This is a genomic window from Lachnoanaerobaculum sanguinis (assembly GCF_033242365.1).
In the GTDB taxonomy this organism is placed as follows: Bacteria; Bacillota; Clostridia; order Lachnospirales; family Lachnospiraceae; genus Lachnoanaerobaculum; species Lachnoanaerobaculum sanguinis.
In genome coordinates, this window is record NZ_BTHK01000008.1 from 67,242 (window position 1) to 79,788 (window position 12,547).

Annotated in this window: 14 protein-coding genes; 1 reads left to right on the forward strand and 13 read right to left on the reverse strand. The window is 35.9% G+C overall.

The window, feature by feature from the left end; translation table 11 throughout:
• Positions 1-89: 89 nt before the first annotated feature.
• From SBH76_RS06905 to SBH76_RS06965, 13 genes are all read right to left on the reverse strand, one after another.
• Entirely contained in the window at positions 90-1,646 is a 1,557-nt protein-coding gene (locus tag SBH76_RS06905) for a type IV secretory system conjugative DNA transfer family protein (protein ID WP_317977265.1), read from the reverse strand.
• Positions 1,646-2,251 (reverse strand): ClpP family protease, encoded by a 606-nt coding sequence (locus SBH76_RS06910; RefSeq protein ID WP_317977266.1) that lies wholly within the window; start codon positions 2,249-2,251, stop codon positions 1,646-1,648. The genes SBH76_RS06905 and SBH76_RS06910 overlap by 1 nt, the downstream gene beginning before the upstream one ends.
• A gap of 78 nt (positions 2,252-2,329) precedes the next feature.
• Positions 2,330-2,815 carry a rhodanese-like domain-containing protein gene (locus tag SBH76_RS06915; RefSeq protein ID WP_317977267.1) on the reverse strand — a complete coding sequence of 162 codons (486 nt, stop codon included), beginning with the start codon at positions 2,813-2,815 and terminating at the stop codon, positions 2,330-2,332.
• Between the two features lie 81 nt (positions 2,816-2,896).
• Positions 2,897-3,490: an ATPase gene (locus SBH76_RS06920; protein ID WP_317977268.1), complete on the reverse strand. Its 594-nt coding sequence runs from the start codon at positions 3,488-3,490 to the stop codon at positions 2,897-2,899.
• Between the two features lie 21 nt (positions 3,491-3,511).
• A complete protein-coding gene (locus SBH76_RS06925) occupies positions 3,512-4,183 on the reverse strand; it encodes a vWA domain-containing protein (protein ID WP_317977269.1) in 672 nt (223 codons plus the stop codon).
• An 86-nt stretch (positions 4,184-4,269) separates the two neighbouring features.
• Positions 4,270-5,391: a macro domain-containing protein gene (locus SBH76_RS06930; RefSeq protein WP_317977270.1), complete on the reverse strand. Its 1,122-nt coding sequence runs from the start codon at positions 5,389-5,391 to the stop codon at positions 4,270-4,272.
• A gap of 73 nt (positions 5,392-5,464) precedes the next feature.
• Positions 5,465-5,629, reverse strand: coding sequence for a hypothetical protein (locus SBH76_RS06935; protein ID WP_317977271.1), 165 nt, complete (start codon positions 5,627-5,629; stop codon positions 5,465-5,467).
• 57 nt (positions 5,630-5,686) lie between these two features.
• Positions 5,687-5,944: a pyridoxamine 5'-phosphate oxidase family protein gene (locus tag SBH76_RS06940; protein ID WP_317977272.1), complete on the reverse strand. Its 258-nt coding sequence runs from the start codon at positions 5,942-5,944 to the stop codon at positions 5,687-5,689.
• 72 nt (positions 5,945-6,016) lie between these two features.
• A complete protein-coding gene (locus tag SBH76_RS06945) occupies positions 6,017-7,960 on the reverse strand; it encodes a PTS fructose transporter subunit IIABC (protein WP_317977273.1) in 1,944 nt (647 codons plus the stop codon).
• Between the two features lie 14 nt (positions 7,961-7,974).
• On the reverse strand, positions 7,975-8,892 hold the full coding sequence (pfkB, locus tag SBH76_RS06950; RefSeq protein WP_317977274.1) for a 1-phosphofructokinase: 918 nt from the start codon (positions 8,890-8,892) through the stop codon (positions 7,975-7,977).
• A gap of 61 nt (positions 8,893-8,953) precedes the next feature.
• Positions 8,954-10,189 (reverse strand): VWA domain-containing protein, encoded by a 1,236-nt coding sequence (locus SBH76_RS06955; RefSeq protein WP_317977275.1) that lies wholly within the window; start codon positions 10,187-10,189, stop codon positions 8,954-8,956.
• A gap of 13 nt (positions 10,190-10,202) precedes the next feature.
• Positions 10,203-10,955 carry a TraX family protein gene (locus SBH76_RS06960; protein ID WP_317977276.1) on the reverse strand — a complete coding sequence of 251 codons (753 nt, stop codon included), beginning with the start codon at positions 10,953-10,955 and terminating at the stop codon, positions 10,203-10,205.
• Between the two features lie 51 nt (positions 10,956-11,006).
• Positions 11,007-11,885, reverse strand: a complete 879-nt coding sequence (locus tag SBH76_RS06965; protein ID WP_317977277.1) for an Abi family protein — start codon at positions 11,883-11,885, stop codon at positions 11,007-11,009.
• A 292-nt stretch (positions 11,886-12,177) separates the two neighbouring features.
• Between SBH76_RS06965 and SBH76_RS06970 the strand changes: the two genes are divergently transcribed.
• A complete protein-coding gene (locus tag SBH76_RS06970; protein WP_317977278.1) occupies positions 12,178-12,513 on the forward strand; it encodes a nitrous oxide-stimulated promoter family protein in 336 nt (111 codons plus the stop codon).
• Positions 12,514-12,547 lie beyond the last annotated feature (34 nt).

The following is a 12,547-nucleotide window of genomic DNA, read 5'->3' on the forward strand; positions in this document are numbered from 1 at the left end:
TGTAACACAAATCTTTCTCATCAAATCACCACCTATTTTCATCAATACTCTCCCTGTTCACCCTGTATTTTAAATTTTGTCTCTAATACCTAGAAAATGTCGAAAAAGTCATCGTCGTCTTCAAAGAATTCATCATTATCTTCAAAAGAGTCTTCAAAAGAGTCATCAAAATTTTCATTCGTTCCATTTTTCCTTCCCTCATGTAGTTTTACCATTTCAGGGTCGAGCTTTATTTTATATGACTTCGGTTCAAACTCGTCTGTTTCATATGAATCGTCTTCATATAAATCTGTTTCATATAGCTTTACACTGTTTTTAAGTTCTTCTATAAATAAGCTTCTTTCTTGGGTAAATCCTTCAAATACCTTCGGCTCTTTCATATTATTTGTAAGCTTCTTATACAGTTCGTTTTCCGTGATATTATATCTTTTTGAAAACTTAGGTTTTGAGCCTCTTCTGAATATAATCTGATTTCCAAGTTTCATATTCAGGCAATCCTCCGTCATTATTCCGGCTCTCATTCCGATATTTCTTGCAGTATCCAAATCATTTGAACCCATATAGACATATGTATCACAGTTGTTAATAATGGTTGTAGCACTGTCATTTCCATAAAGTGAGGACAATTGTGACTCCGACTGTATCAAAAGTGTCACCGAGATACCTTTTTCCCTGAATATTGAAATATACTGGTCAAATAAAGGTACCGGACATCCGGTTGCAAAGTCGTCCGCCAGAAAATGTATAGGTCTTGGCAATACGCCTTCGGCCTGTTTTTCTCCAATTTCAAACAGCTCTTTAAATATATGTGCATAAAACATATTTATAAAACTGTTTAAGCTTGGATTTACCGGACTTGTAGTCACAAACAATGCTCTCTTTTCCATTGCCAGCTTCTCAAAGCTTATCTTATTTTCCATCTTGAACATTCTTCTAAGCTCAGGTGTAAAGACATATCCGATGGCCGTATTTAATGTGCCGAAAACACAACTTGCGGTTTTTATAGGCAATCTCCTAAAAGATTTCCAGTTAACCGTAGCAAAGTTAAAAGTGTTTGTCATTTCAAGCTCTAAAAAATCGTAATCATAATTAGTCTTTATCTCGCTTGTATCATCTTCAAAGCTAAGCTTATCAAGCATCTCAAGAACATCAATAAAACTCGGATCATCCTTTTTCATCAGTACATAGGATATAAATGCCGCAAAAAGTGAAGTAGCCGCCTCATCCCAGAAAGGATCCGCATTACTGTTTTCTTTTTTCTTATTTGCTGTAACAATGCTCTTGGCTACAAAGACTATATCCTGATAACTCTTGATAAAATCAAGCGGATCATAAGCTATATTTCCATTTTCAGGATGTACAAAGTCAAGATCCCAGACCTTATAATCTCTTTCTTCCAATAATGAAAAATATTTATTTACAATTCTTCTCTTTGTTACAGAGGTAATGATATTTCTGTTATATGATTCCAGAAGAAATGCCTCCGTTATGGAAAGGGTTTTACCTGAACCTGAGCCTCCGACTACCAAGATATTATTGTTTATACCGGTTATATTACTGTCTGTAGAAAATATACAATCTTCGCCTTCACCTAAAATCACCCTGTCAATTTGTGATTGTATCTGCTTACCATTTTTATCTCTCATTACCACTCCGCTTCTTTTACAAAATCAATAACTTTTGAGAACTCTATTATTTCATCACATAGATTGAATGCAATTGCTTCATCAGGTGAGAAATAATGATCAAAATCAGTAGCTTTGTCAATCTCTTCTTCGGTCTTTTCTGTATGTTTTGCCAGTAGACTGTTAATTTTCTTCTTGGTTTCAAGCATGCTGTCTGAAATACTCTTGATACTTGAAGCATTTCCTGATACTCTTCCGCCAAGCATCGGTTGATGTAGCATAAGTTCACTGTTTGGAAGCATATATCTTTTGCCTGCACATGCCAAAAGCACTGCAGCCATGCTGTAGGCTTTTCCCCTACATATCATCCTTACAGGTGCTATGGAGCCTACTATTGCATCATACATCAAAAGACCGCTGTTTATTTCTCCTCCCGGACTGTTTATAAGCACTGTAATAGGCTCATTTGACTCAAGATTTAGCTCCAATATCTTGTCTGTAAAATCAACAGCCAGCTCATCTGTTATTTCTCCATTGATATTTATACATCTTTTACTGAAAAACTTTGCTTCCAGTGATACCTGTGTAATACCGCTGTTTGTCTTTATTAATGTACTTGTACTCATGATATCTCCTCTAATCAATGTCTTTTAAAGTTCTATATGAAAAGTTTCACTCTATACTTATCCTAATTTGGCTTATTATTAATTACCTGCTACTGTTTCTCCTGTCCAGTCTTTGATACCGCCAAATTCATATACATTTGTATATCCCATAGCTGCAAGTTTTTCTGATGCCTGTCTGCTGCGGTTTCCGCTTCTGCAATATACAAGTATAACCTGATCAAGGTCAGGAAGCTCTGTAGGCTGAGTATTTGTTATACTCTCATTTGGTATACATATAGCCCCCGGAATATGACCTGCTGCATACTCATCCTTGCTTCTCACATCAACAATCACATGGCCGTCTTCATTTGCCATCATCTGCTTTGCAGTTTCCTGATCAATATGTGTATAGCTCTCTTTTTTAGCTTCCTCACTTTCCTTCATAGTTTCTCCGGCTTTTTCACTTGTAGCTACACTGCTTACAGCTGTTTCCTTTGCTGTAGTCTCCTGCATACTTGCATTATTTGAGCATCCTGCAACTGTGAGTAAAACTCCTGTTAATATGATTCCTGCTATCTTCTTCATATGATAAATACCTCTCTTATATTTGATTTCTTTCTGTACAATATATTAACATCACTATGTTACCATATCGCACATCTTCCATTATAGCATGAATTCATTTGTGTATCTATCAAATAAGTGCAAAGAATTCAACCACAAGCAGTCAGTATCAAGCAATGTACGGTATCCTCCAATCGTCTTAGCCACCAAATTCATATGATCGGAATTATCATAAATATATAATTCATCTATAAGCGGCATTAATTCCTTAAGTTTTGACAATGAAACATGATATCTTCTTTTTATATCCTCTTCCGGAATACCATGTCCGCCCATACTGACTCTGTGGGCAACTCTTTGAATTGCTAACTCCGGACTACTAAGTCCTACATAATTCATAATTACCTTGTAGCCAAGCCTCTTTGCCTTTAGTATATTATTTATCATACTTCTTCCGGTCAATGTGGTTTCCTGATTTAATGAAACAGCTTTATTTATACAGTCTTTTATAAGCTTTACGGCCATCTTCATTGCCTTGGCCTGATCGGATTGATTCCTCCAATCTCCACCATTGGATATTACGATTTCATCTGAATTTATTCTTACTCCGAAATCATGATTTTCCTGTAGTAATGTACTATATAAAGTTGACTTTCCTGCACCGTTTACTCCGGCAAATATTGTATATGTTGGCATATTTTTAATCCTCTACTTTTTTTATTTCTTACGCCTCAGAAAATCAAAAACTATTTCTTTTTTCCAGCTATTATTAGATAAACTCTCTTCCATAAGCATTGGAGAATCTGCTTCCATTGCAGCACACATAGCCTGTGATACTCCTTCATATACCAGCTTTGTACCTATATCATCATGTATATAATTTACAGCTCTTTCTTTTCTTATTCCAAATCTCTCGGCTTCTGCACATGCATCTATATTTGCTCCTATGAAGATAAATTCCCAGCCATACTCTTTCTGCTCTTTTTCAATCATCTTCTTAACCTGCTTGTAGTTATAATTGATGCTTGCATTTTCCATTCCATCCGTTGTTATAACAAATATGGTCTTATCAGGCCTGTCTTCTTCTCTTGCATATTTATGGATATTGATTATATGTTTGATTGCACCACCAACTGCGTCCAAAAATGCAGTCGATCCTCTTACAAAATACTCTTTATTTGTTATCTTATCCACTTTTTCAATCGGCACTCTGTCATGAATAACCTCGGTTCTGTCATCAAACAATACTGTTGATACATATGCTTTCTCTCCTGTCTGTTTTTGCTTTTCAATCATTGAATTGAATCCTCCGATTGTATCAGCCTCAAGACCGCTCATTGATCCGCTTCTGTCCAAAATATAAACTATTTCTGTTAATGTCTTTTTCATAAGATTTCTCCTTCAAATTTATTTTGTAAGCTTATGATACATTAACTAAGCCAAAAAAAGGTCAACCCCAAGGCGACCTTTTGCATTTAACTTGAAAGCGGTTCCAATCCAAAGTCAAACAGTACAATGTCTATTTTTATTACATTGTAATCTTTATTTTTTATAAAGTATTCCACCACCTTGTCGGTCTGTGAAATAGGTGAAAGTGCATATCCTGCAATTCTTAAAAAGTCCACAGTCTCATCAATATTCAATCTAAGTCCGACTGCAAGTGCCAGTACTTTCTCTTTTGAAGGCTTTACCTTTCCCTTTAAAAGCTTTGAAAAATACTGCTTTGAGATATTTGAAGTTGCGTAAACTTCGGAGTTTTTTAATCCCTTCTTGTTTATCAGCTGCTGCAAATGTTTTCCAAAAGATTCAGTATATATCTTCTTTAATAGATCCTCCAGTGATTCAGAAACATTCTCAGCCTTCTTTTTTCTCAAGAAATCCGGTATGTTTAAAGATGAAGTACTATACTCATGTTGAGATTCTCCTACTCCTGTTTCAAATTCTTTCAGACTCGGATATGGAGGCTCTTTGTAACCGAAACATTCCTTATCATCTTCATCGTAATAATCATCTTCATATGCGTAGTAATCTTCATCTACCGACAGATACTCTGTAGCATTTGCCGCCGCTACATAATCATCATCTATAAACTCTGTAACTTTATCAACCAGTGTACCCGAAACTTTTACCGCATCACTTCCGAAAACCACAAGAAATATTTCTATTTCATACTCTTTTAAAAATTCTGTGAAGGCTTCTACAGCTATAGCTACACCGATTTCTTCCGGGAATCTGTATGTACCTGTTGCAAGCAAAGGAAATGCTATGGAATTGCAATTATTTTCAACTGCCATATGCAGCGCTTTATCATAGCATTGCCTAAGTATAGAAAGTTCGTTACTTCTTCCGTCCTTCCAAACAGGACCGCTTACATGAATAATGTATTTGGCATCAAGATTGAATGCAGGTGTAATACCGACATCTCCGGGATATAAATTTCCAAGCTTTCTTCGCTCCTCTAAAAGCTCTTTGCTTCCTGCCGCATTATATATGGCGGTCTCAACTCCACGTCCTATAAAACCGTAAGGATTTACTGTATTAACAATAGCATCCGCTTTTACCTTCGTTATATCATTTCTTATAATCTTAAAAGGCACTATACTACCTCCATTTATTTATATCCCAATTATATACTAATCTATCCGCTCATTCCACCTATATAAAGCCTCTTTACTTTTCATGCACCAGTTTACCGGTTATATGGTCAATACTAATTACATACATTTTCACTCTGCTGCCTGCGCTTTCAATTTCCTTTTCAATGGATTCCGGGCTTGGATAAAATCTTTTAGCAAGTCTTCTCAACTGATCATATATCTTTTCCTTATCGCTCACTTCTTCTACATGACCCAGACATACAACACTTTTGAATGTATTTGCCCAGTCTCCCTCTTATATATGGCCCTCATCTGTAGTTGTAAAACATACCTTGTTATCTTTTCCCAAAAGATCTACCTTAAGCCCCTGCAGTGCACCGTGAAAATATATTCTTCCTTCAGTTTCATCAAAATATTGATTTATCGTAACAGCATAAGGATATCCGTTCTCACCGTTCATAGCAATAACTCCTCTTGGTGCACTCCTTAGTATTTCAAAGCACTCCTCTTTTGACAGCTGCTGTTTTAATCTTCTCATTGCTCTAAATTCCATCTTATCTCCATTCAATTTTAAATATCTTAATTCATAAACAGGCCTATGGTAAAACCCATAAGCCTGTAATTTCTAGTTTTCTTTCTTTCTTCCAAGATTCAGTGAAAATATCAACAGGAATGCACCCATTACGGTTCCTATAACTAATGCAAGCAAATACATTACAGGATTTGTCACAGCACCTACCAAAACCGCAAACATTCCACCATGTGGAGCCCTTGATCTGCAATCAAAAATCATGCTGAGCGCACCTGCCACACCACTTGATAAAAACAGTGGCGGTATTACTCTTATCGGATTACTTGCCGCAAAAGGTATTGCTCCCTCTGTTATAAATGCAAATCCCATTACATAATTTACAAGAGCACTTCCTCTTTGTGTTTCAGGCCAAAGATTCTTATAAATCGTAGCTGAAAGTGCAATAGCAAGTGGCGGTATCATTCCTCCGACCATACTTGCAGCCATAACATCACTTCCTGCCGTTCCGGATGTTGTAACAAGCGCTGTTGCCGTAACATACGCAGCCTTATTTATCGGACCTCCCATATCTATAGCCATCATGGAGCCTACAACAAATCCTAAGATAACCTTTTCTCCACCGCTCAAAGCTTCGATAAAGTTCTTAAAAGATGTCATAATAAATGCCATCGGAGCATTTACTACAAAGAGCATCAAAACACCCATTATGAATGATCCAAGTACAGGGAATAAAAATATCGGCTTTATTCCGTCAAGTGAACGTGGAATCCATGAGAATATATATCTAAGTGCGATAATAATACCGCCTGCCAAAAATCCGGCCACCAAAGCACCTAAAAATCCCGAAGGTGTGTAATTAAGCCATGCCGCACTCTTTAATCCGAGTATACTTGGATCTGCCAGAATTCCACCTACCATACCGACTATAAATCCCGGTCTGTCGGCAATACTTCTTCCTATGAAACCTGCCAATATAGGTAGCATCATACTGAATGCAAGCTTACCCAGAACAAACAAAAGTTCAGCAAATTTATTGTAGCTTGGATCCTCAGGATTGAAAGCATTAATACCCCAGAAGAATGACAAAGCTATAAGTATTCCGCCTGCCACTACAAATGGAAGCATATTGCTGACACCTTCCATAAGATACTTATATATCTTACGTCCTACGCTCTCACCCTCTGTGCTTTCGCTACTGCTCTTTTCACCGCTATGATGGTATATAGCTGCGTTTCCGTCTAAAACGGTCTGTATCAATTCCTTAGGCTTATTTATTCCGTCTGCCACCTTGGTAAATAAAGTCGGATGTCCGTCAAACCTTGCGATTTCAACCTTCTTATCAGCCGCAATGATAATACCTACAGCTCTTTCAATATCATCTTTAGTAAGTTTATTTTCTACACCGATTTGACCGTTGGTTTCAACCTTGACATCAAGTCCCATCTCCTTTGCCGCTTCTTTTATCTTCTCTGCAGCCATAAATGTATGGGCAATACCTGTAGGACATGCTGTAACGGCAATAATGTACTTCTTGTCTTCACTGCCGCTTTCTTCCTTAGGCTTCTCTTTTACCTCCTCGGTTGACTTCACAAAGTCCTCAAAGATTGTCTTTACCTCTTCCTTTGTGGTAGCATTGTCAAGCTTACCTTTAACCTCCGGATTCATAAGTGCGGTGGAAAGTGTAGCCAGTGCCTTTAAATGCTCATCAGCACCGTTTGCAGGAGCACAAATCATAAATATATGCTTTGCCGGCTGAGCGTCAAAACTTTCCCATTCAACTCCCTCATCACTTTTAGCATATATTATCATAGCCTTTTCAAAGCAACTTGCCTTGGCATGAGGTATTGCTATTCCGTCACCTACTCCGGTAGTTGAAAGTTCTTCTCTTCCCAAAAGAGCCTTATAAAACTCATCTTTATTTCCGATTATGCCTTCTTCTACCAACATATCAGTAAGCTTATTCAAGGCATCTTTTTTATCTTTTGCCATAAAGCCGAACTGAATCAAGTCAAATTGAATAAGTTGTGTTAAATTCATTTTACCTCCTAAAATTATAGGACCTCTTCAACCTTTATTTGAACTAAAAGTTCTTCTATTAATTCTTTTTTACCTACTCCTGCAGAAAATGAAGTAGCGCCGCCTGCCGCTGATGCATACTGCAAACTGAGTCTAAAGTCTTTGGTCTCATCATACTTTGCTACAAACATTGCAAGCATACTGTCACCTGCAGCTATGGTTGAGACAACCTTACCCTTTGCAATATTTGCACCAAGAACTTCACCTGTAGATGTGAAAAGTATTGCACCCTTACTTCCTCTTGAAACCAGTACATTTTGTGCACCCATTTCCTGAAGTTTTCCGGCATACTTTTTTATATCTTCAATGGAGCTTAACTCAACTCCAAACATTTCTCCCAGTTCAAATTCATTAGGCTTTACAATAAAAGGTTTGCATTTTAAAGTATTAAGGACCATATCCTTATTGCTGTCAACAACAAGCTTTGCCGCCTTTTGCCTTACCTTCTCAGCTATTTTTACAAAATCATCACTTTCCATACCCGGTATAATATTACCTGATAAAAAAACGGTATCCTCGCTGTTTAATCCTTCAAGGGTATTAAAAAACTCTTTTATATTTTCTGCACTTACCTTACTGCTTTGAGAGTTAATTTCAGTCTCGGTATCTGTGGTCAATTTGATATTAATTCTTGTAAATCCCTTTGTTTCAACGAAATCAGATTCTATTCCCTGTTTTTTTAATTCATTTTTTATAAAATATCCTGTAAATCCTGCTATAAAGCCCAATGTCTTACTTTCTTTACCGATATTTTTAAGCAAAAGTGAAATATTTATACCCTTTCCACCTACAACATAATCCGATTCTCCGGTTCTGTTTAACTTACCAAGTTCAAAATTTTCAACCTTGGTAAGCATATCTATTGCCGGATTTAATGTTATTGTATAGTACATCCGCTACCTCCTTAACTAAATGCAGAAAATACCTATATTTGAGCTACATTATAGCATAAATCTAAATCATTCCTTTTCTCTTTATTTCCTCAAGCCATGACGGAAATTCTTCCAATAACCTGGCATAGAGTTCTTCATTTGATACCTTTTTAAAATCGTCCAATGCAAAAATTCCTGCATTATCCACATATCTTCCGGTCATGGTATCCAGTTTTTCAAGTATACCGTAATTCTTACCGCCTACACCCACAAACTGCCAAAAAATCGGCAAATGTGAGGCCTCTGTGATGATATTTTGTATTTCTCTTTTTTGGTTTACACCTCCGTCTGTAATAAAAAGTACATAGGCAGGAATCTTGGTATCCTTATATTCATCCACTACCATCCTCATTACAATAGGCTCATTATTTCTTCCGCCAAGATCCAGCATCAGGTGTTTCCAATCTTCGGGAACTGCCGACGTGTAGTTTTTTAAATTAACGCTGTTCATCTTCCTCGCTGTAGTTCCGTAAAACCAAAAGTCAAGTTCCCCGTCATCGTCAAACTGTACCGCCAAAGGCAATGTCTTATTTACAATAGACTGCACTGTACCGTTCTTAAATCTCGGTACCATAGACCCTGAGATATCTAAAACAAGTCCAACTCTTGCAACTGTAGACTCCAAATTCTTTTTCTTTAGCTCAAATACCAAGGGTTTTACAAGGCTTACAAGCTCAGGTGCTTTCTCCATTTTCTTTTCAAGAGATACTTTTACAGTTTTCTCAACAACAGGCTCCTGTACCGGCTCACTTACTTCTTCCCCACCGAAGTATTTCAAAAGTGCAGACAGTCCGCCGTCAAATCCACTTGCCACGCAACCTATTCTCCAAACATCTTTGCGGTATATTTCCATAACAATAACCGCCTTTTCCTTGGAGAAATCATTACCTCCAAGTGTCATCTCTATATCTTTAGCTTCGGATTGATATACTTTAGTCTCAAGAGCATTCATCTCTCCCATAGTCTTGTCACCGTCAATACTTACAGTAAATACCAACCTTTTGATAAAATCGGGAATTGTTGACAGATTTAGAGTATACCTTACTCCATCAGCTATATCCTCAACACTTACCTCACCTTTTGGGCTCACCTTTTGGTTATAGAAAATCATATATCTGTCATCTGAAAGTTTTCCGTTTTCATCCACTCCAAAACAGCAAAAGTCATACTCTGCATTGCCTTTGACTTTCATATCAACAAAGATATTCTCATTTAGATTTACATGATTTTCAAGCTTATCTTTCCAACCTTTTACCATATGTCCCCCTTATTTAAAATAAAATATTTATATTTCCATATAATAATATTCTGATAAAACCTATCAAAAATAAATGTGCCGGATAGTATATATAAAACAACCATTTCATACTCTTATTGCTTCCGACCTCACCATTATACATTTTTAAAAGCGGTAGGCACAAACATATACACAGCTGTAGCACTGCGTAAACTCTGTCTATAAATATAAAATATACTGCCGCATATACTATGGCAAAAATAATATAATCCACTGCCTGCTTTTTAAAATCCCCTCTATGCATATACAAGAAAAATGGAACCATAACCGCAATACATGACCAATCAGCAGGAAATGAAAGCAGATTTGCAAGTATTATAAGGGCTACAGTTACAAAAGTAGGTAATTTATGTTTTTGCACTGCAAATATAAGCGTTGCCCCTATTGCAAGTGACCATATAACACTTGTCTGATTAAATATTCCGCTTTTAAACGGCAAAGGACTCAGTCCAAAGGCAAAGCTGTATGCAAAATGCGATATTACCGCAAATAAAAATAATCTCTTTATATATTTTACAGAGTCCTTAGTATAATATGATCCCTCCGCTATAAAAAACCACATAATTGGAGCGGTAAGTCGTCCTATTATATGAAGTGCACATACAAACCATACTCTTTGAAGTCCCGGAAAAAGCAGCCATGTCAAGTGATCTATTGTCATTGCCACAATAGCAATTAACTTTAAATCACCTGTATTTAAGCCTCTTTTTTTTATTTTTGAAAACATTTATATATTCCTTTCAAGTTCAATACATTAAATGTATGTAATTTAATAAAACTATAGTATACTCTCGTAATTTGTTGGAAAACCTATTAATGATAGGTCTAAAATATCGTTAAATCTTTCAATAAGTTTTATTAGTTCATTTTTTAATTCAGTTCTTAACTCGACTGATGGTAATCTATACTTCAAAACCATAATATACGCAAATAAAGAATCATTATTTACACTTGGATTGTCTCGTAAAAAATTTCCTGATAACTTTGCCGGTGGATTATATCTTGTATTAATCAGCCTAGCTGCATGTGAACATTTATTTCTAAGTACTGACATACAGTGTAAATGATTAGCCAATGTCTTACTTCCTATGCCAATCCGAACTGCTATCTTATCTTGTGAGCTTTTAAACATTGCACTATATAACATAGAAACACTTGAAAAAGACATAAGTTCAAACATAGCCCATAACGGCATTTTCCCATTATAATTTTGCTTATGATGGTTTACAATCAAACTATCATTATAATATTTTTCTTCCTTTTCAAATTTTTCAATTATCCTATTAAATCCATCTTTATTGAAATAATTATTTACATCGTAGTGTTGATCATGAGGAAATTCTTTACACTTTTCCAAAGAAAATATATTAGAGATATGTGTCTTATAGTACACCTCATTTATTTCCAGATATTTCCTTAGCAAGGTTCTTAGCATAGCATCAAACGTGTATAAACTGTAAATTTCTGATAATTTATGTTTTGAAACAAGATCACTGCTTGATGGATTTTTTCTAAACTGTAATGTATATCCTGTAATACGATAATAACTTACTTGTTCTAAAATATGTTTAGCATCTGATTCATTATCTATTTCTATGCCATGCATCTCTAATTTACTCAACTGTTCATCAATTGTCAGAGGACGCTTCAATTCCATTATATTATCTCCTAAATTGTAAAAAGGTCGAGATAAGAATCTCGACCTGGTCCCCAATGCAATGACTGGGCAACTCTGTTAGATACTATTATACATTAAATTTAAAAAAATCCAAGTACTACATATTGATTTTATCTTCTCAATATTAACTATATTTAGTTTTATGTCAATTTTTTAGGCATCCCTAACCTTTTATCATAGAAAAACACCTTAAATCATGCTATATTTATATATACATAATCTACGTTTATTATTTAATCTTTCATTTTCCTATATTGAAAGGATAAATTATATGAATTCAGAAAAAGCAGAAAAGAAAAGGCTGGATGAATTACAGGCCGTAACTCGGATGATAGAAATATACTGTCGTGGGAAGCATAGCCATAATACCGGTCTATGTAAAGATTGTCAGAAGCTTATGGACTATGCACGCTCAAGAATTGAGCATTGTCCATTTATGGAAAGTAAAAGTTTTTGCAGTAATTGTAAAGTTCACTGTTATTCTCCTGATATGCGAGTAAAAATCAAGGAGGTAATGCGTTATTCAGGACCGCGTATCATGTTTTACCACCCAATCATGTGTATACAGCATGCTCTTACATCTTTAACAGCTAAATTAAAAATATAGCATGAAGTTAGGTGTTCCAAACATACTATATTTA

Coding starts and splice junctions, on each gene's coding strand:
- SBH76_RS06965 (WP_317977277.1), bottom strand. CDS start 11,885: ATGGAATTGAAGCGTCCTCTGACAATTGATGAACAGTTGAGTAAATTA.
- SBH76_RS06915 (WP_317977267.1), bottom strand. CDS start 2,815: ATGAAGAAGATAGCAGGAATCATATTAACAGGAGTTTTACTCACAGTT.
- SBH76_RS06955 (WP_317977275.1), bottom strand. CDS start 10,189: ATGGTAAAAGGTTGGAAAGATAAGCTTGAAAATCATGTAAATCTAAAT.
- SBH76_RS06920 (WP_317977268.1), bottom strand. CDS start 3,490: ATGCCAACATATACAATATTTGCCGGAGTAAACGGTGCAGGAAAGTCA.
- SBH76_RS06970 (WP_317977278.1), top strand. CDS start 12,178: ATGAATTCAGAAAAAGCAGAAAAGAAAAGGCTGGATGAATTACAGGCC.
- SBH76_RS06925 (WP_317977269.1), bottom strand. CDS start 4,183: ATGAAAAAGACATTAACAGAAATAGTTTATATTTTGGACAGAAGCGGA.
- SBH76_RS06945 (WP_317977273.1), bottom strand. CDS start 7,960: ATGAATTTAACACAACTTATTCAATTTGACTTGATTCAGTTCGGCTTT.
- SBH76_RS06960 (WP_317977276.1), bottom strand. CDS start 10,955: ATGTTTTCAAAAATAAAAAAAAGAGGCTTAAATACAGGTGATTTAAAG.
- pfkB (WP_317977274.1), bottom strand. CDS start 8,892: ATGTACTATACAATAACATTAAATCCGGCAATAGATATGCTTACCAAG.
- SBH76_RS06905 (WP_317977265.1), bottom strand. CDS start 1,646: ATGAGAGATAAAAATGGTAAGCAGATACAATCACAAATTGACAGGGTG.
- SBH76_RS06940 (WP_317977272.1), bottom strand. CDS start 5,944: ATGGAATTTAGAGCAATGAGAAGATTAAAACAGCAGCTGTCAAAAGAG.
- SBH76_RS06910 (WP_317977266.1), bottom strand. CDS start 2,251: ATGAGTACAAGTACATTAATAAAGACAAACAGCGGTATTACACAGGTA.